This is a genomic window from Allobosea sp. P2_B12 (assembly GCF_056404835.1).
Genome location: NZ_JBFUDG010000006.1, coordinates 78821 through 103281, shown reverse-complemented (window position 1 = coordinate 103281; position 24461 = coordinate 78821). Strand labels below are relative to the sequence as shown.

At 60.2% G+C, this 24461-nt stretch carries 17 protein-coding genes and 2 tRNA genes; 10 read left to right on the top strand and 9 right to left on the bottom strand.

Annotated elements, in window-relative coordinates:
- Positions 1-119: 119 nt before the first annotated feature.
- From AC1DYU_RS15950 to AC1DYU_RS15910, 9 genes are all read right to left on the bottom strand, one after another.
- Positions 120-1877: an ABC transporter substrate-binding protein gene (locus AC1DYU_RS15950; protein WP_476792485.1), complete on the bottom strand. Its 1758-nt coding sequence runs from the start codon at positions 1875-1877 to the stop codon at positions 120-122.
- Between the two features lie 76 nt (positions 1878-1953).
- Positions 1954-2232 carry a DUF2160 domain-containing protein gene (locus AC1DYU_RS15945; RefSeq protein ID WP_158483675.1) on the bottom strand — a complete coding sequence of 93 codons (279 nt, stop codon included), beginning with the start codon at positions 2230-2232 and terminating at the stop codon, positions 1954-1956.
- Positions 2232-3029 (bottom strand): carbohydrate ABC transporter permease, encoded by a 798-nt coding sequence (locus tag AC1DYU_RS15940; RefSeq protein ID WP_476792484.1) that lies wholly within the window; start codon positions 3027-3029, stop codon positions 2232-2234. Before AC1DYU_RS15940 ends, AC1DYU_RS15945 begins: the two co-directional genes overlap by 1 nt.
- Positions 3029-3928, bottom strand: coding sequence for a carbohydrate ABC transporter permease (locus tag AC1DYU_RS15935; RefSeq protein ID WP_158483673.1), 900 nt, complete (start codon positions 3926-3928; stop codon positions 3029-3031). Before AC1DYU_RS15935 ends, AC1DYU_RS15940 begins: the two co-directional genes overlap by 1 nt.
- Entirely contained in the window at positions 3925-5022 is a 1098-nt protein-coding gene (locus AC1DYU_RS15930; protein WP_476792483.1) for an ABC transporter ATP-binding protein, read from the bottom strand. The genes AC1DYU_RS15935 and AC1DYU_RS15930 overlap by 4 nt, the downstream gene beginning before the upstream one ends.
- Before the next feature lies 1 nt (position 5023).
- A complete protein-coding gene (locus AC1DYU_RS15925) occupies positions 5024-6106 on the bottom strand; it encodes an ABC transporter ATP-binding protein (RefSeq protein ID WP_476792482.1) in 1083 nt (360 codons plus the stop codon).
- The gene (glpD, locus tag AC1DYU_RS15920) at positions 6106-7644 is read right to left on the bottom strand and encodes a glycerol-3-phosphate dehydrogenase (RefSeq protein WP_476792481.1); all 1539 of its coding nucleotides are present in this window, start codon (positions 7642-7644) and stop codon (positions 6106-6108) included. The genes AC1DYU_RS15925 and glpD overlap by 1 nt, the downstream gene beginning before the upstream one ends.
- 99 nt (positions 7645-7743) lie before the next feature.
- Positions 7744-8538: a DeoR/GlpR family DNA-binding transcription regulator gene (locus AC1DYU_RS15915; protein ID WP_476792480.1), complete on the bottom strand. Its 795-nt coding sequence runs from the start codon at positions 8536-8538 to the stop codon at positions 7744-7746.
- Between the two features lie 206 nt (positions 8539-8744).
- Positions 8745-8835 (bottom strand) — tRNA-Ser (locus tag AC1DYU_RS15910).
- Positions 8836-9273: 438 nt separating this feature from the next.
- Here AC1DYU_RS15910 and AC1DYU_RS15905 point away from each other — a divergent pair.
- The 10 genes from AC1DYU_RS15905 to AC1DYU_RS15860 all read left to right on the top strand — a co-directional run bounded on the left by AC1DYU_RS15905 (position 9274) and on the right by AC1DYU_RS15860 (position 24296).
- Positions 9274-9349, top strand: a tRNA-Phe gene (locus tag AC1DYU_RS15905).
- A gap of 94 nt (positions 9350-9443) precedes the next feature.
- Positions 9444-11168 carry a tyrosine-type recombinase/integrase gene (locus AC1DYU_RS15900; RefSeq protein ID WP_476792479.1) on the top strand — a complete coding sequence of 575 codons (1725 nt, stop codon included), beginning with the start codon at positions 9444-9446 and terminating at the stop codon, positions 11166-11168.
- Positions 11169-11637: 469 nt separating this feature from the next.
- Complete coding sequence (locus AC1DYU_RS15895) at positions 11638-14757, top strand: AAA family ATPase (RefSeq protein WP_476792478.1); 3120 nt, start codon at positions 11638-11640, stop codon at positions 14755-14757.
- Positions 14754-16070 (top strand): McrC family protein, encoded by a 1317-nt coding sequence (locus tag AC1DYU_RS15890; RefSeq protein WP_476792477.1) that lies wholly within the window; start codon positions 14754-14756, stop codon positions 16068-16070. The genes AC1DYU_RS15895 and AC1DYU_RS15890 overlap by 4 nt, the downstream gene beginning before the upstream one ends.
- Complete coding sequence (locus AC1DYU_RS15885; RefSeq protein WP_476792476.1) at positions 16067-16330, top strand: hypothetical protein; 264 nt, start codon at positions 16067-16069, stop codon at positions 16328-16330. Before AC1DYU_RS15890 ends, AC1DYU_RS15885 begins: the two co-directional genes overlap by 4 nt.
- A gap of 831 nt (positions 16331-17161) precedes the next feature.
- The gene (locus AC1DYU_RS15880; protein ID WP_476792475.1) at positions 17162-17857 is read left to right on the top strand and encodes a recombinase family protein; all 696 of its coding nucleotides are present in this window, start codon (positions 17162-17164) and stop codon (positions 17855-17857) included.
- A gap of 325 nt (positions 17858-18182) precedes the next feature.
- Positions 18183-19517 (top strand): DNA cytosine methyltransferase, encoded by a 1335-nt coding sequence (locus AC1DYU_RS15875; protein ID WP_476792474.1) that lies wholly within the window; start codon positions 18183-18185, stop codon positions 19515-19517.
- 20 nt (positions 19518-19537) lie between these two features.
- Positions 19538-21082, top strand: a complete 1545-nt coding sequence (locus tag AC1DYU_RS15870; protein ID WP_476792473.1) for an ATP-binding protein — start codon at positions 19538-19540, stop codon at positions 21080-21082.
- The gene (locus tag AC1DYU_RS15865; RefSeq protein WP_476792472.1) at positions 21079-23301 is read left to right on the top strand and encodes a Z1 domain-containing protein; all 2223 of its coding nucleotides are present in this window, start codon (positions 21079-21081) and stop codon (positions 23299-23301) included. The genes AC1DYU_RS15870 and AC1DYU_RS15865 overlap by 4 nt, the downstream gene beginning before the upstream one ends.
- A complete protein-coding gene (locus AC1DYU_RS15860) occupies positions 23301-24296 on the top strand; it encodes a PD-(D/E)XK motif protein (protein WP_476792471.1) in 996 nt (331 codons plus the stop codon). Before AC1DYU_RS15865 ends, AC1DYU_RS15860 begins: the two co-directional genes overlap by 1 nt.
- Positions 24297-24461 lie beyond the last annotated feature (165 nt).

Sequence of the window (24461 nt, the reverse complement as noted above, 5' to 3'; positions counted from 1 at the left end):
GAACGGATCGTCCGCGCCCGAACCGCTCTTTCCGATCGGCATTCCGACCATTGAGAAGCAGGGTGCGGCGTCCTCCGCCGCACCCTGCGCTTTTCGCGACACCTTAAGCCTTAATGCCCTCAGCCCTTCTTTGGCGGCGAGGCGGGCCAGCTCTTGATCAGGGTGTCGTAATCGATCGTCTCGCCTTTCGGCTTCTCGTTGGCGAGCTTGCGCTGGGGCGCCACCGTGCCGGCCTTCTCGGCCTTGGCGAACCATTCCTCGGCCGTGGTGCGCGGGTTGAGCTTGGGACCGCAATCACCCTGCACGCCCGAGCGCTCGAGCCGCTCCATCACCGAATCCTGGGCGGCAGCCAGGGCATCCATCGCCGCCTGCGGCGTCTTGGCGCCCGAGGAGGCGTCGCCGATATTCTGCCACCAGAGCTGGGCGAGGCGCGGATAGTCCGGCACGTTGTTGCCGGTCGGAGTCCACTGCACGCGTGCCGGCGAGCGGTAGAACTCGATCAGGCCGCCAAGTGCAGGCGCGCGCTCGGTGAAGCTCTTGTCCCAGATATCCGTCTCGCGGATGAAGGTGAGCCCGACATGGCTCTTCTTCAGGCTGACCGTCTTGGAAACGATGAACTGGAGATAGAGCCAGGCCGCCTTGCGGCGCTCGATGGGCGTCGAGTTCAGCAGGGTGGCCGAGCCGGCATCCTGGTAGCCGAGCTTCATGCCGTCCTTCCAGTACGCCCCCTTCGGAGACGGGGCCATGCGCCATTTCGGCTTGCCGTCGGCACTCATCACCGGCAGGCCGGGCTTGACCATGTCGGCGGTGAAGGCCGTGTACCAGAAGATCTGCTGGGCGATCGCGCCCTGCGCCGGAACCGGGCCGGACTCGCCGAAGGTCATGCCTTGCGCCTGGGGCGGGGCGTATTTCTTCAACCAGTCGACGTATTTGGCGATCGAGTAGACCGCCGCCGGGCCGTTGGTGTCGCCGCCGCGCTCGACCGACGAGCCGACCGGGCGACAGCCCTCCATGCGGATGCCCCATTCGTCGACCGGCAGGCCGTTGGGAATGCCCTTGTCGCCATTGCCGGCCATCGAGAGCCAGGCGTCGGTGAAGCGCCAGCCGAGCGAGGGGTCCTTCTTGCCATAGTCCATATGGCCGAAGATCTTGGTGCCGTCGATTTCCTTGACGTCGTTGGTGAAGAAATCGGCGATGTCCTCATAGGCCGACCAGTTCACGGGAACGCCGAGGTCGTAGCCGTACTTGGCCTTGAACTTCTCCTTCAGGTCGGCGCGCTGGAACCAATCATAGCGGAACCAGTAGAGGTTCGCGAACTGCTGCACCGGCAGCTGGTAGAGCTTGCCATCCGGGCCGGTGCCGAAGGACTTACCGATGAAGTCGTCGATATCGAGCTGCGGATTGGTGACGTCCTTGCCCGGGCCGGCCATCCAGTCCGTCAGGTTGGTTGCCTGCTTGTAGCGGAAATGCGTGCCGATCAGATCGGAATCGTTGATCCAGCCATCATAGATGTTCTTGCCAGACTGCATCTGGGTCTGGATCTTCTCGACCACGTCGCCTTCCTGGATCAGGTCGTGCGTCAGCTTGATGCCGGTGATCTCGCTGAAGGCCTTGGCCAGCACCTTGGCCTCGTATTCATGGGTGGTGATCGTCTCCGAGACGATGTTGATCTCCATGCCGGCGAAGGGCTTCGCCGCGTTGATGAACCATTCCATTTCCTTGAGCTGGGCGGCCTTGTCCAGGGTCGAGGGCTGGAACTCGCTGTCGACCCATTTGCGCGCCTCCTCGGGGCCGGCAGAGGCCGGGCCGGCGGCGAGCGCCAGGGCTAGGAGGCTCGCTCCGGTCGTTCTCTGAAGGTTCTTCTTGAGCGTCGTCATCGTCTTCCTCCGCTTCGGTTGATCCGATTATCCATCCCGTTTCGGGATTGGCCTTTTCTTGCTGTTGGGCCTGTCCTCACACCCAGCGGAACACCGCTGCGGCATAAAGAAGCGCAAGGCCGGAAGCCCACCCCAGGCCCGGACCGACGAGGCCGAGCCAGGCGAGGTGAATGAAGGCGCTGCCGAGCAGCGAGATGAAGAGCCGGTCGCCGCGGGTGGTGGCGATGCCGATGACGCCGACGCGCTCGGTCTCGGGCCTGAAGATCGCGAGCAGGGTCAGGGTGAGGAGAAGCGAGGCGATGCCGGCGAAGAAGACGCCGGTCTGCCAGGTCCAGGCCATCCAGGCGAGTTCCATCACACCCTCCCCAGGGCGAAGCCCTTGGCGATGTAGTTGCGCACGAACCAGATCACGAGCGCGCCCGGGATCAGGGTGAGCACGCCGGCGGCGGCGAGCACGCCCCAATCCATGCCGGCCGCCGAAACCGTGCGGGTCATGGTCGCGGCGATCGGCTTGGCGCTGACGCTGGTCAGCGTGCGCGCCAGCAGGAGCTCGACCCAGGAGAACATGAAACAGAAGAAGGCGGCGACCCCGACGCCGGAGGCGATCAGCGGCAGGAAGATCTTCACGAAGAAGCGCGGGAAGGAATAGCCGTCGATCGCCGCCGTCTCGTCGATCTCGCGCGGCACGCCGGACATGAAGCCTTCGAGAATCCAGACCGCGAGCGGCACGTTGAACAGGCAGTGCGCCAACGCCACCGCCCAAGGCGTATCGAACAGCCCGATCGCCGAGTAGAGGTTGAAGAACGGCAAGGCGAAAACCGCCGGCGGCGCCATCCGGTTCGACAGCAACCAGAAGAACAGATGCTTGTCGCCGAGGAAGCGGTAGCGCGAGAAGGCGTAGGCCGCCGGCAGCGCGAAGGCGAGTGAGAGCAGCGTGTTCAGCGCCACGTATTTCAGCGAGTTGAGATAGCCGTTGTACCAGCTCGGGTCGGTGAAGATCTTGATGTAGTTATCGAGGGTGAAGGTCCTCGGCCACAGCGTCAGCGTGCTGGTGATTTCGGTGTTGGTCTTGAAGCTCATGTTGACGAGCCAGTAGATCGGCAACATCAGCGCGATTAGGTACAGAGCGAGGATCAAGCGGCCGCCGCGCATCAGACCCTCCCCGCGTCGGCATCGGCACGCGCATCGGCTGCTGTCATCACCGTGTAAAACACCCAGCACACCGACAGAATGATCAGGTTGTAGACGATCGAGAGCGCCGCAGCCTTGCCGAGGTCGAACTGGCCAAGTGCGAGCTTGACCAGCTCGATCGACAGGAAGGTCGTCGAATTGCCGGGGCCGCCGCCGGTGACGACGAAGGGCTCGGTGTAGATCATGAAGGAATCCATGAAACGCAGCAGCACGGCGATCAGCAGCACGCGGCTCATCTTCGGCAGCTGGATGGTGCGGAACACGGCCCAGCGCGAGGCGCCGTCGATGCGGGCGGCCTGATAATAGGCATCGGGAATCGACTTCAGGCCGGCATAGCAGAGCAGCGCCACCAGCGAGGTCCAGTGCCAGACATCCATCACGATGATGGTGAACCAGGCCGCGAGCGGGTTGGCGACATAATTGAAGTCGATGCCGAGCGCGTTCACCGCCGCCCCGAACAGGCCGATGTCGCCGCGCGCGAAGATCTGCCAGATCGTGCCGACGACGTTCCACGGGATCAGCAACGGCAGCGCCATCAGCACCAGCGTCGCCGAGACCGTCCAGCCCTGGCGCGGCATCGACAGCGCCACGACGATCCCGAGCGGGATCTCGATCGCGAGGATGATTCCCGAGAAGGCGAGATTGCGCCAGAGCGAGTCGTAAAAGCGCGAGCCGAGATCGCTCTTCGGATCGAGCAGCTCGGAAAACCAGCCGAGGCCGTTCCAGAAGAACTGGTTGTTGCCGAAGGAATCCTGGACCGAATAGTTGACCACCGTCATCAGCGGGATCACCGCCGAGAAGGCGACGATCAGCAGAACCGGCAGGACGAGGAGCCAGGCCTTCTGGTTGACCGGCTTCATGGCTGGCCTCCCGCCGCAAGCGCTTCGCCCTGGACGAGATGGCCGTCGCGGTAGATGTGGATCTGCGCGGGGTCGAGCTGGAGCGAAGCCTCGTCGCCGTCGAACTCCGCTTCGTCCGGCACCATCACCGAGAACTTCAGGCCGCCGAGCTCGACCCGCGCAATGCGGGCGCGGCCGATGTCGTCGATGCGGCTGATCCGCGCCGGCAGGCCCTCGCCGCGTCGGCGCAGCGCGGCGTATTCCGGCCGGATGCCGAGTTCGATCCGGCCGGCGAGTGCCGGATAGCGGCGCGCCAGCGCGACCGCTTGGCCGGCGACCAGTGCCTGTGTCCCTTCGACGGCGCAAGGCAGGATGTTCATCCCGGGCGAGCCGATGAAATGGCCGACGAAGGTGTGAGCCGGATGCTGGAACAGCTCTTCCGGCGTGCCGGTCTGGACCACGCCGCCCTCATGCATGACCACGACCGTATCGGCGAAGGTCAGCGCCTCGGTCTGGTCATGGGTGACGTAGATCATCGTCAGGTCGAGTTTGCGGTGCAGTTCCTTCAGCATCGAGCGCAGCTGCCATTTCAGATGCGGGTCGATCACGGTCAGCGGCTCGTCGAACAGGATCGCGGCGACATCGGGCCGGACGAGGCCGCGGCCGAGCGAGATCTTCTGCTTGGCATCGGCGCCGAGCCGGCTCGCCTTGCGGTCGAGCGCCGAGGTCAGGTCGAGCAGGCCGGCGATCTCGGCGACGCGCGCCTCGATCAACTTGCGCTCGACGCCGCGATTCACCAGCGGGAAGGCGAGGTTCTCGCGCACCGTCATGGTGTCGTAGACGACCGGGAACTGGAAAACCTGGGCGATGTTGCGCGCCTCTGTGGGTTGCCGGCTGACATCGACATCGTCGAACAGGATGCGCCCGCGTGTCGGCACGACCAGGCCAGAGATGATGTTGAGCAAGGTGGTCTTGCCGCAGCCGGAAGGGCCGAGCAGCGCATAGGCGCCGCCCTGGCGCCAGACATGGTCGACCTCGCGCAGGGCATAGTCCTGCGGCCCCTGCGGGTCGGGCTTGTAGGAATGGGCGAGCTTGTCGAGCGTGATCCGGGCCATCTCACGCCGCCTTGGCCAGAGCGGCGGCGAGCCCACCGCTGTCGTCGAACAGGAAGAGACGGCGCGGATCCAGCCAGGCGGTGACGGCCTGGCCCGGCTCCAGCCGGCGCACGCCCGGCACCAGCGCGATCAGGCGGTGCACGCCGAGATCGAGATGCACATAGGATTCCGAGCCGGTGATCTCGGAGACGGAGACGGTCGCCGGCAATGCGAACGCCGAGGCGGGCGGTCGGTCGAGGGCGAGATGATGGGCCCGGAAGCCGATCGTGTAAGGTCCGTCAGGCACGCCGGCGAAGGCGCCCTCGGCGGCGACGGTCGCACCCGTCGACAGCGCGACCTGATCGCCTTGCTTGACGCCGGAGAGGGTGTTGAGCGGCGGATCGGAGAAGACCTGCGCCGTCGTGAGGTCGCACGGCCGGCGGAAGACCTCGGCCGTCGGGCCGAACTGGGTGAGACGACCCTGAAACAGCGCCGCGGTGTTGCCGCCGAGCAGCAGCGCCTCGCTCGGCTCGGTGGTGGCATAGACGAAAATCGCGCCGGATTCGGCGAATATCCGCGGCAGTTCCTCGCGCAATTCCTCGCGCAGCTTGTAGTCGAGATTGGCCAGCGGCTCGTCGAGCAGCACGAGCTCGGCGCGCTTGACCAGAGCGCGGGCGATCGCCGTGCGCTGCTGCTGGCCGCCGGAGAGCTCGAGCGGCTTGCGCGCGAGATAGGGGTCGAGCCGCAGCAGCGCCGCCGCGTTCTTGACCCGGGCGTCGATCTCGCTGGCCGGCAGGCGCGCCACCCGCAAGGGCGAGGCGATGTTCTCGTAGACGCTCATCGCCGGGTAGTTGATGAACTGCTGATAGACCATCGCGACGTTGCGCTTCTGGACCGGCTGGCCGGTGACGTCGATGCCGCCGACCAGGATTCGGCCCGTGCTCGGCGCGTCGAGCCCGGCCATCAGGCGCATCAGCGAGGTCTTCCCGGCCAGCGTCGCGCCGAGCAGGACGTTGAGCGAGCCCTTCGGCAGCGTCAGCGAGATGCCGTTGAGCAGATCCTGCCCGCCGCGCGCCAGTCCGACATTGTCCAGCACCAGGCTCATCAGCGCGGCTCCGTCTGCAGGGACACGGCCGGCGTCCTGGCGGCTCGCGCCGCCATGTAGTCAGCGAGTGCCCTGCCCTGCTCGTCAGAAAAGCGCAGGCCGAGCTTGCTGCGACGGAACAGGACGTCCTGGGGCGAGAGCGCCCATTCCTGCGCCATCAGCCAGGAGACCTCGCGCTCGGTCAGGTCGGCGCCGAAGACCTGGCCAAGATCGGCCATCGCGGCGGCGCCTTCGAGCAGCGTTTCGGCGCGTGTGCCGTACGCCCGCGCCAACCGTCGCGCCAATTTGCACGGGAGCCAAGGCCGCGGAGCGATGATCTTTTCAACCAGGGCCTCGAAGCCTCCGACCGGGAAGTCGCCCCCTGGCAACCGGGCATCCGCGGTCCAGGGCGGAGCACGCAGCGCCGGCACGGCGGCGGACAGCTTCTCGACCGCTGCCTCGGCGAGGCGCCGCGAGGTCGTGATCTTGCCGCCGAAGACCGAGAGCATCGGCGCCTGCCCCTCCGGGACATCGAGCGTCAGGACATAGTCGCGCGTCGCTTCCTGCGCCTTGGAGGCCCCGTCGTCATAGAGCGGGCGCACGCCGGAATAGGTCCAGACGACCTGGTCCGGCGTGATCGGAACGCGAAAATAGTCACTCGCCGCAGTGCAGAGATAGGCGATCTCGTCCGCGCTGGCGGCGACCTGGGCCGGGTCGCCCTCATAATCCTTGTCGGTGGTGCCGATCAACGTCAGATCGCCCTCATAGGGGATGGCGAAGATGATGCGGCCATCGGCATTCTGGAAGATGTAGCAGCGGTCGTGCTCGAACAGGCGCGGCACGACGATGTGGCTGCCCTGCACCAGCCTGACGGCTGCGGGGCGCGTGCTGGAAACGATGCCGTTCAGCACATCGGCCACCCAAGGGCCGGCGGCGTTGACGAGCGCGCGGACGCGGACCGTGGCCTCAGCCCCATCCCGATCTTGCGAGGTGACGAGCCAATGCCCCGCCTGGCGGCGCGCGGCGACGACTTTCGTGCGCGGCAGGATGGTCGCGCCATGGTCGGCCGCATCGCGCGCATTGAGCACGACCAGGCGCGAATCCTCGACCCAGCAATCGGAATATTCGAAAGCGCGGGTGAAGTGCGGCTTCAGCGCGCCCCCCGCAACGTCACGGCCGAGGTCGAGCGACCGCGTGGCCGGCAGCAGGCGGCGACCGCCGAGATGATCATAGAGGAAGAGGCCGAGGCGGAGCAGCCAGGCGGGGCGCAAGCCCGCATGGTGCGGCAGCACGAAACGCAACGGCCAGACGATATGGGGCGCTGCCCGCCACATCACCTCGCGCTCCGCCAGCGCCTCGCGCACCAGTCGGAACTTGTAGTGCTCGAGATAGCGCAGGCCGCCATGGATCAGCTTGGTCGAGGCCGAGGAGGTGGCGCTGGCGAGATCGCCCTGCTCGAACAGCACGACGGAGGCGCCGCGCCCGGCCGCATCGCGCGCGATGCTGCAGCCATTCACACCGCCGCCGATGATGGCGATATCGAAGACAGGACCCGTCACGCATTCCTCCAGGCAGGCGGCTTGAGCGCCTTTCCTGATCGGAGGCTAGCCAGTGCTTTGCTTGCGGGCAATGGCAAAACGAAAGCAAAAGCGAAAATTTCAGCTTTCGCTTTCGGCCACCGCGTCCGGCCCGGCGGTCTCGACCACCGAAATCCCGGTGGCGCGACACAGATCGCGGAGAGGTTCGGAGGTCAGGCGGTCGGTGACGAAGACGTCGACGTCGCGCAGATGGCCGATGCGGATCGGAGCGGAGCGCTCGAGCTTGAGGCTGTCGGCGACGAGCAGGCATTGGCGGGCGTTCTCAATGATCGCCTGCGAGACACGGACCTCGCGATAGTCGAAATCGAGCAGCGCTCCGTCCGGATCGATCGCCGAGGTGCCGATCACGGCGTAGTCGACCTTGAACTGGCGGATCAGATCGACGGCCGCCGCGCCGACGACGCCGCCATCGGAGCGCCGCACCGGCCCGCCGGCGACGATCACCTCGATGCGAGGATGCGGATAGAGCAAGGTCGCGACATGCAGGTTGTTGGTGATGACGAGCAGGCCGCGATGGTCGGAAAGCGCACGCGCGACCTCCTCCGTGGTGGTGCCGATATTGATGAAGAGCGAGGCGTCGTTGGGGATCAGCGCCGCGGCGGCGCGGCCGATCCCGACCTTCTCGTCATGGGCGATGAAGCGCCGCGCCTCGTAGGCAAGATTCTCGACGCTGGAAGCGACGACCGCGCCACCATGCACACGCGACATGATGCGCTGCTCGCAGAGCTGGTTGAGGTCCTTGCGGATGGTCTGCACGCTGACCTCGTAGCGCGCCGCCAGCTCCTCGACAGCGACCCGCCCCTGGCTGCGCGCCAGCGTCACGATTTCGCGCTGACGTGGCGTGATCGTCTCCATGGCGGGCTCCGGTTGGCAGGCAGCAGGCTGGCGGCAAGCAGGGCCTGCGTCAATCGTCAGGGCCGGGAGCGACCGGAGATTGCGGAGTCAGCCAAGGCAGGAGCGCCACAAGCGGAAGTCGGCCAGTCGATGAGAACGGATGACGATGCCCCCTGAAGCGCTGGATTGGCTCCTGCGGTAAGGTCGCCGAGGCTCGTGTGAGAATGTGGCGGAGACGGAGGGATTCGAACCCTCGATACCCTTTTGGGGTATGCTCATTTAGCAAACGAGTGCCTTCAGCCTCTCGGCCACGTCTCCGTTGGATGCTCTATGCCCGATTGCCGCGCGCTTTGACAAGTCATGGAACGGACAATCCCGCCTTTTCCGCAGATGGCGGTTTTTCCGCGCTTATGGGACTGCCTTTGCGCCGGCCGGCCGCATGATGCGGATGCCGGGCGCGGTCCGGTTCGTCGGCGGCGTCTGCTTTCGCGATCCCTGCGCAAGGCCCGCTCGAAATCCCGGCCAGCGCTCGATTCGCCGGGCGTCATCGTCAGGGAGCCGGTCGCGCTCTCCGCGTGCTGCGAGGCGTCGCGCGCGCCGGCGGCCATTGCCGAATGCCTTGCTGCCGCCCTCGCAATGGCGGGATTCACAGGCAATCACGGCCTTCGTCGCAAAGCTGTCAAAGCGACTGGACAGCCCGGCCGCCACCGACTATACCGCGCCGACCAACGGGATGCGGCTTCACGCTTCCCCGGCGCCCAGATAGCTCAGTTGGTAGAGCATGCGACTGAAAATCGCAGTGTCCCTGGTTCGAATCCAGGTCTGGGCACCATCTCCCCTTAGGGGATTGAAATCATTGATTTTGCTACCATATTGGCTGTGTACCGGGGCACAAAACCGGGGCACATCCCAACATGGCGAGGCGCATGAGCTACGTTACAAAGCGAGCCGATTCCGACGTTTATCAATTCGTTTACCGGACGCCATCGAAGGCGCTGGCCAAATTGCGGGGAAGACCCCTGCTGATCAGTTTTTCATATATTGGCCAAGAGAACCCATACACGATCCGGCCGATCGTCGGAGAGAAAGTTAAATTCTCTCTCAAGACATCTGACAAAAACATCGCGTTGGCCAGACAGGTTGAAGCATTGCGTCAGATCGATGCGTATTTCGACGCTGTCAACTCGAATGAAATCGAGCTATCTCATCGCGATCTCGTCAGAATGTCGCGGGCCATCTATGAAGCCTATCTCGAAATCCACCAGGAAGAGCCGGGTCTGCCTCGGCAGCTTGCCGAGCATAAAGCCCTGTCTCGCGCCATCAGCGAAGGTCGTATCAAGTCCCTGCATTCTCTCAAAATGGGTGAGATCAGCGGCGCCTCGGCTGGGGAACTGTTCGGCGACGACCTAACTGCTGGCGTCAACGCCCTCCCCCAGGGCGAGCCCGATCATCAGGCGCTCGAAACCCGATTTGGTGAACTGGCGGATTACCTGCTTGCTCGCTATCGGATCGCCGTGAACGACGCGACGCGGGGCCGATTGCTCCTGCAATGTGCCGCTGCGTCTATCGATGCCGGATGGCGCCTCAAGGACAACTCGGCTGGCAACTATGGTCCCGACAAACGCATAGAGCGTTTCGGAGAGCCGTTCGTCGCGCCCAAGCAGTCCGATGCCTCAGGGAAGCCGGCAGCGGCGTCCAAGACGAGCCTGACGTCGATCCTAGAGGCATGGTGGATCGAAGCGAAAGCGACCGGGCTCAAACCGAGCACCTATGAGAGCTACAGCCACGCCGTGGCCGGCTTCGTCAAATATCTAGGGCACGACGATGCAGCGAAGGTGACGGCTGACAACGTCATCGGGTTCAAGGATCATCGCCTTGCGCAGATCAACCCGAGAAACGGCAAACCGATCTCACCCCGTACAGTGAAGGGCAGTGACCTGTCGGGCCTGAAAACCATATTTGGATGGGCTGTTTCAAACCGGAGGGTCGCAACGAACCCGACCACCGGCGTCACGGTCAAGGTAGGAAAGAAGCGCACCACCCGTTCGAAGGGTTTTACTGACGCAGAGGCGACGGCGATCCTCGCGGCGGCAGACGGTATGACGAGAGGGCAGGAACAGCCCAAGACATTCCAGGCGAAGCGTTGGGTTCCATGGTTGTGCGCTTACACCGGCGCTCGCGTGGGTGAGATCGCGCAGCTTCGCAAAGAGGACGTTCGGCAGGAACGTGACCTATGGGTGATCCGGATCACGCCAGAGGCCGGCACCGTCAAAACTGATGAAGCCCGAGACGTGGTCTTACATCCTCATGTCGTCGAGAAGGGCTTCCCCGCTTTCGTCGCCGGGTCAAAGCCGGGACACCTCTTCGTGACGCCACACAAGAGGACGGGAGACGTACTTGGCCCGCTACAGGGCATCATCAACCGTCTGGGGGAACAGGCTCGCAAGGTCGTGCTCGACGTCGAAGTCCAACCAAACCATGGCTGGCGTCATCGGTTCAAGACCGTGGCCCGCAGCGTCGGCATAGACCCCCGTGTCATGGACGCGATTCAGGGTCATGCTGCACGGACGGCGGGCGACGACTACGGCGATGTGACGGTCGCGGCCATGGCCTTGGCACTGGCGAAGTTCCCCAGGCAGGGCGTAGCGTGAAAGATATGAGAGTGGCGGCAGCGACAGTGACGACGCCGCCACGAGTCACCACGACCGCCAAAACGAGTTGTGACCTTTCTCGAGCCGGGAGGCGAACGGCTTGAATTTCCTCTTGGTGGCGCGATCCGGACGAACTCCAGTCATACGAATCCGAGCACGGTGGCGCCTACTCGTGGTCTGCTCTTCGTGATTGTCTTGCGCGAGAATCCGGGGGAACCGATGTGCTGAAGTCCCAGCCTCAAAAATTTAACTTTGCGCATTTTTCCGATGTAGCTTTCTATCCCCCGTCCCTCATTGAGTGGATCGGAGTGTTCGCAGCGCTGCACGGAATGGGCAAAAGACCGTGCGAGGCCGCAGCGGCAGAAAAGATATCATTTCTTCGTAGAGAAGCTTCGAGGAGCGTTAATAGCGTGAGGGTGGAACGTTGAGGAAAGAAGAATTCCGCTCGTGGCTAGCCCCGTTGCGATCCGTGAAGGGCACGATCAATCGCGTGTCGCGGGCGGGAAGAGTTGAACGCGGGCTGGAGGTTCTTGGGCTGCCCTATCGGGATCTCGATGACGCGTATGGGGCCGACGGCTTGAAGTCGGTTCTCGTTGCGCTTCGCTATTGGGCCTCGCGCGCCAAAGCCGGGGAAATGCCACCGCAGCCGCTCGTCCGGACCTCTGCTCAACCAGGCAAGCAACTGCTTAGCCTGATGAACGCCATCCAGAATTACCGCCGGTTCTGCGACGATCTGGCGGGATCGTCAGGTGGGGGCTGGCCCGAACTTGAGACTATGCGAACCGAGTTCCTCGAACGAATGCCGGATTTTGAGCATTTCGACCAGCGTGAGGGCTCCTATTGGGAAAGAGAGCGCTCTTATAAAGAGGAAATTCTCAGGACTTCGGCGACCGCAGTGTCGTCCGCAAAGTCGGACGCGGAGGCCGGCCACGCTGTCTGTGATGCGCTTATGCCGGTATCCGGCCCTCCGCTACGCTGGCAGACGATTGATGCGATTGCCAAGATCGATATGGAGCTCGCGGAAGAGTTCGATTCCGTCTTGGGGCGCTTAGTGCGATCGTCGGAACCCGTTGTCTCAGCCGTTACCTCTGCGGCCCAAGAACTTGAGCGGCTCCGCGTTCGCGGGCTCACCCCGCTCTCGAAAGGAGAAACCCTCTCTATCGCCTTCTCGGTTGCCGCTGCCATAAGGCCGACAGAATCCGCGTTCTTCCGCATTTCGAAAGCTCGGGATGCAGTGAAACGCTTGGGCAAAGGGCCCTCGTTTGCAAACGAAACGATCGACCCCACCGAAGTCACAGATTGGCTGGGCTTTCTGCAGCGCATCTTCGAAATCATGCGCGACGACTGGCAGTGGCATCCATGCGACCTGCTTGACGTGCAGGGCTTTCTTTGGGTGGTCCTGGATAAGGGCTGGGCAGCCGACCACGAGGACGACGAGCCGAGTTTCTTGCTCCTCTATGATACGAATGGCAACGAGTATGAGCCGGCACTCCAACTGAATCGAGCCTCAGAAGTAAGTGCTTTTCGGATCAAGCCGGCAGGCGCTTCGAACGAAACGACAGACGCAGTCGAAACGGATAGCTTGTTCGATGTTGCTCGCGCTCTACTCATCGACGACAGACCTGTACGAATTCGCGCCATCAGCGCGAGTGTGGCGAACTATTTATCCTACGGTCCTGGGAAAAAACTACAAAAGTACCGCATGAGCGACGATCTCGCTGATGCGCTTGGCTTACCCCCTACTGGAGATGTCGCGGCCAAAGCGGCCGGTGATCAACTCAAGGATGCCGACCTGATCCGGAAATTCGTTCTCGAAGAGTACCTTACGCCCGCCCGGAAGTCGGGATCGCGAGACATTACAGTATTGGTCCACGAGATCAACGCGCGCCTGGGTCTCAACCAAGCATGGCCGAACATCTGTCAGGTTCTGGAAGGCAAGAAGTTCCACGCGCTCGCCAAGGTCGGACCGCCAGAAAGAATTGGGGCTCCACAGAGCTCAGCGACTCGATTTCGTTTCACTCTCGATCGCGAGGATTTCGTGCAATCTAGCCCAACAAACCTCATTCTCTACGGCCCGCCGGGTACGGGGAAGACGTACCGAACGGCGGCAGAGGCCGTACGTTTATGCGACGATCTCCAGGAGGAGGACCCGCTCCTCATCGATCCATTGCGGCGTAAAGAACTGCGTAGCCGGTACGACCAACTTGTTGACGCGGGCCAGATACGAGTTGTTACCTTTCATCAGAGCTATTCATACGAGGAGTTCATCGAGGGCTTGCGGCCTGTTACCGGTGGTGAGTCTGCGGACATGAATGGCGCCGCCGGGACGGGATTTCGTCTCGCGCCGACCCGGGGAATATTCCGCGAAATCTGCGCTGTTGCCGAGGAAGCGCGTAAAAATGCGGGACGTGGCGGCGGGTTCGACCTCGCCGGGCGCAGGGTCTTCAAGATGTCGCTGGGTCGCGCTGGCGCGGAGGATCACATCTTCGATGCCGCGATTGAGGGCGGTTACGCGGTCCTCGGTTGGGGGGGCGACGTCGATTGGTCGGATCAGAAGTTTGAGACGTGGTCCGAGATCCTGGAAAGATGGCGCGAGGAGAAGCCCGAGGCTAACGGCAATGATCCGAACGTCGTTCAGATGTGGCCATTCCGTAGCGCCATGAAACCGGGCGATCTCGTCATCGTATCCGAAGGCAATTCGCATTTCCGCGCGATCGGCGAGGTGACCGGACCGTACCGCTTCGAGCCGACGGGTGAGGACGCGTACGCCCATCGCCGACCTGTCCGCTGGCTGCTTGTGCCCGACGAGGCGTTGCCGGCGGAGATGATCTACGGGAAGAACTTCATGATGCAGTCTTGCTATCAGCTGAAGGACGCACTGCTGAAGAAGGAGGCGCTGGCACGATTGCTGCCTGGCGGCAGGCCTGCAAGCGGCCGTACGGACCAGTTTGTTCTCGTAATCGACGAAATCAATCGCGCTAACGTCTCCAAGGTGCTGGGTGAGCTGATCACTTTGATCGAACCCGACAAGCGTCTCGGAACTGGGCCGGAACAGCTTACGGTCAAACTACCTTACTCCGGTGAGATCTTCGGGGTGCCGGCGAACCTGCATATCGTCGGGACAATGAACACCGCCGACCGCTCGATCGCCTTGCTCGATACGGCGCTTCGCCGGCGGTTCGAATTTATCGAGCTGATGCCGGATCCCGATTTGCTGCCGGAACGCCTCGACAACGTGCCGCTCAGGGCCATGCTGCGGACGATAAACGAGCGAGTGGAATATCTCTTCGACCGCGAGCATCAAATCGGCCATGCTTTCTTCGTCCGATGCTCTACGCAGGCTGACGTTGATCGCACGATGCGCAATAAGGTGATCCCGTTGTTGCAGGAGTATTTCTACGAGGATTGGGAGAAAATCGCCCAGGTACTCGGTGATGCCGATGCGGCCGTAGGACAAGGCCGCTTCATCCTGCGCGAGAGACTGAACCCACCGAAGAGTCTGAGTGCGGCAGAGGAGGATGCGCCGGAGCGGTGGCGCTGGCGTGTCCGCGCCTCTTTCGCCGCCGATGCCTATCTGCAGTTCACATGAGGAGCTGGACCCTTCCGGAGTGGGGCAGCCTGAAATACGGGGACGCCATCGAGTGCATCCCCGAGAAGGCCGCCGATCAACTCGCAGCAGCGGCACGCCAGTCGGCTCCCACGCGCGCGTCGGGCGATTGGGTACTTGAGCATGGTCGGCATGCGCTCAAAGCTCGAAATTTCGTCGGCGTTGTCGCAGCGCCCGGACTGGCGCTTGAGATCCTTCCAAAGATCGACGGGCTCGGGAACGTCAGCGACGAGGAGGCGCGCGGTCGCGTCCGGCACCGGCTGGTTCATATGCTCGCTGTTGCACTTGACCTTGACGTCGGAGCTGGCCGGATCACGACGCTGGGTTGGCAGAAAGACAATCTGCTCGAGCTATTGATCCGCCTGTTCACTGACAAATTGATAGACGTCGCGCGATCCGGTCTGCCGCGGCAGTATCTCACCAACATGGATGACCTCCCGGCGTTGCGGGGGCAGCTCGACGTCGTTCGGCAGTTTACCATCCGTGCGGCCACACCGCAGAAGCTCGCTTGTCGGTACGACGACTTTCTCGACGACATTCCGCTCAACCGGGTGATGAAGGCGACTGTGCAGCGCCTTCGCCGGCTCACGCGGCGTGCGGAGACGCAGCGCCGGCTGATGGAGCTTGAGTTCCTCTATGCCGATGTCGGGCCGATGGGCACAGTCGATCCTGCGAAGATTCGTCTCGACCGCACCAATGCCCGCTGGCGCGAATTGCTTGACCTAGCGCGGTTGATCTTGGGGCGACGCTATCAAACAACTTCGCTTGGGCACGAAGATGGATACGCGTTGTTGTTCGATATGCAAGCGTTGTTCGAATCCTTCTATGCTGCGATGCTCAGGCGAGCATTCGCCGGCAGCGGCATCAAGGTCGTTGCACAGGGCGGACGACTGTTCTGCCTTGAGGAAATCGACGAGGACGGAGTGAGCGGGCAGCGGCGGTTCCAAACCAAGCCGGACATCCTGCTGAAGCAAGCTGGCCGGACGGTTGCCGTAATTGACACCAAATGGAAGCGGCTCGCGTCCTACTCCGACGATCCGAAGCACGGAGTGTCGCAGGCCGACGTCTACCAGATGATCGCTTATGGCCGGCTCTACCGCAGTTCGCGGCTGTTGCTCGTTTACCCGCATCACGCAGGCCTAGGCTCTCTGGAGGGCGTACAGCGCGCTTTTCGCGTGGCCGAAGGGGAAGAGCGCCTTTCCTTCGCGACGTGCAATGTCGGCGACGGCACGAGCATGGCTCAGCGTTTGCGTGGGACCCTAGATGCGTGGATGCAGCTCGATCTGGTCGCTTGAGCAAGGATCTCCGCTTGGTGCGGTTGAGAGCACGCGCTTTCGGCCTAGCCTTCGGCACCGCCACCACCGCTCAGCGATCATTCCACCGCCTCTCTGGATTGTCGGTGCCGTCGCCGAAAAGTTCGGCGGGAGCCAATCTGGCTCGCCTGGAGTCTATCGCCGAGATGAGGCTCGTAATGCGCTTTCTCAACCGGATCAAATGTCTGGTGGCGGCTGCGAACGGATGTGCGCATGTGGCGCTGATCGAGCGTCCGTCCTGAGACCCGTGTAACGACGACTCCACACCCCCGTGTTGTTGCAGGTTGGGGAGGTCCTGGAGTTGTATGGCAAAGGTCGACCAGCCCCGGCATATAGCCAGGGTGGTACCGATGCCATTGCAAGTGCGTGCAGGCTGGAGCCGGCCCCGTATGCAGATGGCCCATTGGACGCACGTCCGCCAATGGTCGCGCACAACTTGCGAACCCCGACGTGGGTCCGTCCTCCCGCTTTGCGCTTCAGGTCTGCGGGTGCCGACGCGAGGAGCCCCGTGGTGTCGGCGTGATCTAGAGATCATTGGGGCCCACTGTCTGCGACCGCAACCCCAACAATCCAACTGATAGAATGGAAACGTGATGTTATAACGTTGCAATAATGGCATTAATGCGAATTTGAAAGATGTCTAAGCTATTGACAATATTTACGAAATTACGAAATGCGACTTTTCTGAGGCTGCCTTTTATGGCGACCAAAGTCGAATTGCGGGAAGTCGATCGTTCTTTTGCCGCACCTGTTTGGAAAAACTCACCACAGATCAGTTCTGCCAGCCGCTGAGCTGGCCGATCAAGCCTTGTTGTAGCATTGCCGTGCGATTGTTGTAGCAATTGCTAGGATTGATTTCATATTTTTCAATGACTTAGCCGAGAGGCTCATACGCTGGGCCGGCTCCGATTTGATCGCTTGCCCAGTGAGGATGGACGACCCCGAGCTCCAATAAGAGGCGGGTGGGGCCCCAAAATGGGTGGGGTACTTCTCAGAAAAAAGACTGCCCAACGAGCCTGATAACTGTTACGTTTGTAACAACGAACGTAGTTCGAAACGAAACAGGTAATCTCATGGCCGAAGGGCGGTTTGTCAGCTATCTCAGAGTAAGCACTATCAAGCAGGGAGCGTCTGGCCTTGGCCTTGAAGCTCAGCGCGAGACTGTAGCAGCGTACCTTAATGGGGGTGACTGGCAGCTCGTCGGAGAGTTTGTCGAGGTCGAGAGCGGAACCGCCAAGGGTGACCACCGACCGGAGTTGGAAAAGGCCTTGGCCCGATGCCGCGTGATGGGGGCGAAGCTCATCGTAGCGAATGTCAGCCGACTGACCCGCAACCCTGACTTCATGACGAAGCTGATCGCTGCCGATGTCGAGGTCAGGTTTTGCGACCTTCCCCAGATCGAAGGCCCTGCCGGCAAGTTCATGATCCGGCAGATGTTGGCAGTTGCCGAGTTAGAAGCCGGATTGATCTCAGAACGGACCCGGAAGGCCCTGGCGGCTGCCAAGGCTCGCGGTGTCAGGCTGGGGGGCGACAGGGGCAACCTGCCAGCGGTATCTTCCCAGGGGCGCGCTGTCAGCCTCACGGTGCGTCGGGAGAGGGCCGCTCGAACGGCGATCGACCTCGCACCCGTAATTGCAGAGATCAGGGCCGGTGGCGCGTCATCCCTTAGAGAGATTGCAGTAAGCCTCAATTCTCGGGAAATCTGGACACCACGCGGCGGTAAGTGGAGTGCCGTGCAAGTGCAGAGAGTATTGGGGCGCATCAGATAAGTGGGGCACTGCAAATCCGACGGCATATGTGACTCGGAGCCGATGATTTCGCCATTGCAAGTCAATCAGAGGATGATTGGTCTGACGTGACCAGGGAGCGGCCTTCCCTGCCCGCAACTGATTCTCGCTGGGGCGGAGTAGGAGGCGCGTCATGTTTGGTTGTCGGGTTTGCGAAAACGTTGCATTTTGGCCGCTTAACGTTCGTTTAGCTGAGCTTCCCGCACCCTTCTTGAGGGGCAACGAGGATCATGCTTCCCTTCGCGCTCTGATTGCGCCAACACTAACTACCGATTGAAGCCTGCTGGTCGACGTCCGAAAAATGAGCATGCGATTCGTTGACCTTTTTGCGGGCCTCGGCGGTTTCCATCAGGCGTTAAGCGCCCTTGGGCACCAGTGCGTCTTTGCCTCCGAAATCGATCCGACTCTCGCTGAACTCTACAATCGAAATTTCGGCATTAGGCCTGCTGGGGACATTCGAGCGGCACACGAGAAGATTCCACCGCATGATATCCTCTGCGCTGGATTTCCTTGCCAACCGTTCTCCAAGGCTGGCGACCAACTTGGCTTCGATTGTCCACAGTGGGGCGATCTGTTTGACTATGTGGTGATGATTTTGGAGCGGCATAAGCCGCGTTTCCTGATCATCGAGAACGTCCCTAATCTTATGCGCCATCGTGGCGGTGAGACGTGGCGCGCGGTGTGTCATCGTTTGGAACTCACCGGATATCGGATCGATTCGAACCGATTTTCTCCACATATGCTCGGCGTGCCTCAGATCAGAGAGCGGGCGCTGCTTGTGGGCGACCGGGAGGGCCTCTCAGGGTTTGCCTGGCCCACTCCAACCCATGATTTGTCCGACATCCATATAGGAAGCGTTCTCGATAAGAATCCCACCGCGTCTCGCCGACTGAACGATCGTTTTGTTGAATTTTTGACTGCATGGCAGCGCCTGATTGCTGCCTTCCCAGCGAAGGAAGACCTGCCTTCATTTCCCATTTGGGCAATGGAATTCGGAGCAACGTACCCCTACGTCGATAAATCACCTTCCCATCTTGGATTTCAAGCAATCACCGGATTCAAAGGTGCGTTCGGCCGTAGTTTGAAAAACATGACAGCAGAAGAAGTCGAGAAAGCGCTGCCTGCTTACGCGAGGGACGACCTTCAAGAGTTTCCGCACTGGAAAAAACAGTTTATTCGCCAGAATCGTGAATTCTATAAGAAGTACAAGAGCATAATTGATCCGTGGCTCCCCTCAATTCAAGAATTCTCTCCAAGCTTTCAAAAATTAGAGTGGAATTGGAAGGGCGGACCGCGTGATATTTGGCAGACGATAATTCAGTTTAGAGCATCTGGAATTAGAGTAAAACGACCGAACGCTGCGCCTTCTCTCGTTGCTCTGACGACGAGTCAGGTGCCCGTCATTCCTTGGGAGCGCCGATACATGACGCTGCGGGAATGCGCGCGCTTGCAAAGCATGGGCGATTTGGAGCACCTGCCAGACACTCAGGGAGCTGCCTACAAGGCGCTAGGAAATGCCGTGAATGTCGCCGTGATCAAGGCAATTGCACAGGCACTTGTGAACCGTGGCGAGCCCAAAGATCGCATGGCCACCAGATCGAGTTCGGCATTCCATGCTGGGCTTGAGCCAGCCCTATTTTAACTGAGAATGAGGCGGAGGGCGTGACAAACACGGTCAATATTCGCCCTGGAGTAAGCGTTCTCAGCGTGCTTCGGCATCTCAATTATAAAGCTTGGTTCGCCCTGGCCGAATTCGTGGACAATTCAATCCAGAGTTATCTTAGCAACCGTGACAAGTTGCACGCCCTGCACGGCAAAGATTTCAAGCTCAAGATCAAAGTCAGCATCGACCCGACGCTGCCGGCTTGTATCACGATCCACGATAACGCTGGCGGTATTCAGATTGGGGACTTTCCGCGAGCATTTCGACCTGCGGCCGTCCCTCCGGACAGAACTGGACTGTCTGAATTTGGGATGGGCATGAAAAGCGCAGCATGTTGGTTCGCGCCGCGTTGGTCGGTCCGAACCAAAGCGATCGGCGATTCCGTGGAGCGTCACGTTCGTTTCGACGTCGCCAAGATCGTCAGGGACCAGATAGAGGAACTGGAGATCACGACCCAACCCGTTGATCAGAACTGGCATTTCACGGAGGTCACATTAGAGAACCTTCATCACGTCCCGATCAAAAAGACAGTTGGGAAGATCAAAGAGCATCTGACAGATATTTACCGAGTGTTCCTTCGTCAAGGGTGGCTTGAACTCAAGATCGGCAACGATGTTCTGACGCCTGATGAGCCAGCAATTCTCTTCGCGCCTTATGCCAAAGCGCCGAATGATCCAGCACGTCTATGGCGAAAAGAGATCGACTTCGACTTGGGTGATGGCCAGCACATCACTGGCTTTGCAGGCTTGCGCGAACCCGGCAACTACGCCCGAGCTGGCTTTGCTCTTTTCCGCCGGGGCCGGCTGATACAAGGCAGCGGCGATGAGGGATACAAGCCCGATACAATCTTTGGTCAACATGGGAGCTTTCGATCGCTTCGCCTGTTCGGTGAACTCCACCTTGAAGGATTCGACGTCTCTCACACCAAAGATGGCTTCCGATGGGACGAGAACGAACAGCCATTCCTTGATCTCTTGAAGGAGCATTTGGATGCAGGCGACATCCCACTGCTACGGCAGGCCGACAACTATCGCGCTCTCGCTGCTAGAGCTGACCGAGAGCGAGCAGCTAAGGATGTCATAGACCGAACAGCAGATCTGCTTGCGCAAGAGTTGCCACGAGCCATGGAGGCCGTCGCGGCGCAACCTGCGATTGAAACACAGCAAACGCAACTTGAGCCCACGCCGGCCCTTGCCAGCAGGGAAGTGACTTTGGGTTTCAGGGGAGAAAACTGGCGTATCAGAATCGAACTCAGTGATGACCCCGCAGAAGGGGCATGGCTAGCGTTGAGTGATGTTGGCCCCGACGTGGCCTCGGAAAGGTTGATCGAAATCCGAGTTTTATATCGTCATCCTTTCATGACGCGATTTGCACCTCGCGGCGCTGATGACTTGGAAGCGCTCCTTCGTGTTGCTGCTGCGCTGGCTTTGGCTGAGACGTTGGCTCGCTTCCACGGTGTGAAAATGGCCGGCACCGTGCGCAGAAACTTCAACGAGATTCTTCGTGATGCTTTGTCTTCAAGCGACCGGGAGAAAGTACAATGAGCCTCACGAAGGTCACGATCGCTCCCCTCGCCCCGCCCGCGCCTCCGGTTGGTGCTACGTGGGCTCCAGTTGTTGGCGATCAAGCAACTGGTCTCATGGAGCGTCAGAACAAGCTATCCCCAGACGCACGTGCACAAACGCTGCAGACAGCTGCTTCGATCCTCAGTCGGGGGCAGAATCCCGCCATTCAGAGGGGTCAACGCACGGGTCTCGTGGTTGGCTACGTACAAAGCGGAAAGACGCTCTCGTTCACTACTGTAATCGCGATGGCCAGAGACAATGACATCCCTCTTGTCATCGTCATCGCCGGAACTTCCGAGCCTCTTTTCAAGCAAACACGAGACAGATTGTCTGAAGAATTGCGAATTGACGATGATGACATTCCACCGTCTTGGCTGCACATTCCAAATGCCGACGTTACTAATGAAGACATAGTTCGTAAACGACTTGAAGACACGCGCGACCCTGAGAGGACGAAGGCTGAGAATGCGACCTTGCTGCTTACGGTGATGAAGCAGCACAATCGATTGAAGAATTTAGACCAACTACTTTCAAAACTTGACCTGGCCAAAATTCCCGCAATCATCATTGATGACGAGGCGGATCAGGCAAGCCTGAATACCCAAGTCAATATTGGTGGAGTGAGCACGACATATCAAAGCCTTATTACAATTAAATCGCGGCTGCCAAACCATACGTTTCTTCAGTACACAGCGACTCCCCAGGCTCCATTGCTGATCAACATTATTGATGCTCTTTCGCCCGATTTTGTTGAGGTCTTGAAGCCCGGGGATGGTTACGTAGGCGGCATCGAATTCTTTGGTGGTGATCAACGATACGTCAAAGTCATTCCTGCCAACGATGTACCATCCCGAGCGAACCCTATCAGTGGAGCCCCCCCAAGCCTTGTGAAAGCGTTGGCCTTCTTTTTCGTCAGCGTCGCAATTGGCCTTATCGAAGGGCAATCGAGGGCCAATCCCAACAGATCAATGCTCGTTCATCCCTCTCGTACCACCGACGAGCATTTGAATTACTTCACAAGCATTTCCGGTATCAGAGATGACTGGCTCGCCCTTCTGATCGGCCCAGAAACCGAACCCGATCGTGTTGATCTCATCGACGCGTTTCGTGTCGCTTATCATGATCTGGCAGGAACAGCGACTGATGTGCCGCAGTTCGTTGATGTTGAAATGCGTCTCAAGCGCGCCTTGAAGGAAACACAGGTGCGCGAGATCAATCGTCGCGCCGGTCAGAGAACACCTGCGATTGAGTGGAAGCAGGCCTATGCCTGGATACTGGTCGGCGGACAGGCCATGGATCGCGGATTTACCGTGAGAGAGCTATCTGTGACCTACATGCCGCGCGGCACTGGGGTCGGAAATGCCGATACACTACAGCAACGGGCGCGGTTTTTTGGCTACAAGCGTCGCTACCTCGGGCACTGTCGCCTCTTTCTTGAGGCAGATGCTCTCGACTCTTTCCGAGCTTACGTCGTACACGAAGAAGAGATGCGGCAAGAGTTGGTCAAACTGCAACAGTCTGGCGAACCCCTGCCAAACTGGAAACGCAAATTCATTCTTGATCCTGGGCTTCGGCCGTGCCGATCCAACGTGATCGAGCGTGATTACGGCCGTGGCAATTTCTCCGACGATTGGTTCTTCCCTCGCATGGCTCGAATGTCCGTTGACGCGGTCGATGCCAACACGACCACTGTTTCGGCATTCCTCGAAAAGATCGACCTTTTGCCTGACACGTCTTTCCCATCGAGCCAACCAGCTCAGCAGCACCTGATTGCCGAAAACGTGCCACTGAAAGATATCGTCAGCAAGTTACTTGTCGATTATCGCGTGCAAGGCGCAAGGGACACGTCCGATCTAATTGGCCTGCTCCTGCAGCTTCAACGAGCTGTTGAACAAGATCCTTCCGAGACAGGGCGTGTCTACCATATGCGCCCCAAATTCAGAGGTCGCCGTGGAGTTGACGATCAGGGGCGTATCGGAAGCATTCGACGCATTCTCCAGGGCTCCACATTGGGCACTGGCGGATATCCTGGCGACTTCGCCTTTCGCGATCCAGCGCGAGTTAATGCTCAGGTTCACTTCTTTGATCTCACCGATAGCGATGGCGGGCCTGTTGTCCGGACCAATGTGCCAATTTTGACAGTGTGGGTGCCGAAGCGCCTCGAAGCCGACTGGATAACACAGGACCAGTCGGACTGATGGTTGGGGTCGCCCTTTCAAGCATCCTACGCGAGCCTCGATCCCGAGCATCCGCAGGGGTCTACGAGGTCGAGGTAATTCCAGGGTTTCCGCTCCACTATGTCGGCCGAGATGACCAGGGCCGAGCATGCGTTCTCTTGGGTTCGGTGGACTCTGACAGCCGCGCGCCCGTGCGCTTGAGCGGCTTGAGTGTTCAATATGCGCTGACATGCGCGGTGAGGGTTTCAAACTGTGAGGACATCAGGCGAGTTCTGACAGTTGTCACCTGCACAGGCGCTGGCCCTGACGCGGAGCGATATTTCCTTCATATCTTGGCATCTGTAGTCGATATTCTCGGCACTAAGCCAAGCCTACGTCAGGTCGCTGAAGCGATCACGCAACTCGCCGCAATATTTCAGCGCCTGACGCTGCCTTCTAGAGAAAGCGTCGTGGGAATTGTTGGCGAATTGATTCTCATCGCGTCTGCGGCCAGCCACGTGGCTGCAATCGCGGCATGGCGCATTGATCCCGATGAACGCTACGATTTTGTGCTCGGGAAACTCCGGCTTGAAGTCAAAAGCAGCACGACCCGCCGACGTATTCACGGCTTTTCGTTCGAGCAATGCGATGTTCCAACTGAATGCCAGGGGGTAGTGGCTTCTGTAATTGTAGAGAAAAGCGCGGGTGGGCTCAGTCTTGAGGGCCTGATAGGGGTGATCTGTGAAGCGGTCGCTTCATTTCCACAGACGGTTTTCAAGGTGCAGCAGACTCTTGCCGACACCCTCGGAGCAGGCTTACCAGAAGCACTCGGCTTCAGATTTGACTACAACTTGGCTATCTCTGAAATTAAATTTTATGATCTAGAGAAAATTCCTGCAGTTCGTACACCTCTCGATCCATTGGTGAGTCAAATACGATTTATGTCCGACCTAAGTGCTTCATTTCCATTGAGTCGCGATTATGAAAATAAGTATTTGTCCGATTTCGTTAAGCGAAATTCATCGGCAAGTCCATAATTATACTGAATTTATTCCCCCGTCAGTCAACGTTTTCAGGAAACGGATGGACAAATTTGGCTTGCGCTGAGGCACAAGACCGGGGCACAAACAAGCGCCGGTCGGCTAATCGTGGCCTGCAAAATCAATGACTTAGAGTGGTCTCCCGGCAATCCAGGTCTGGGC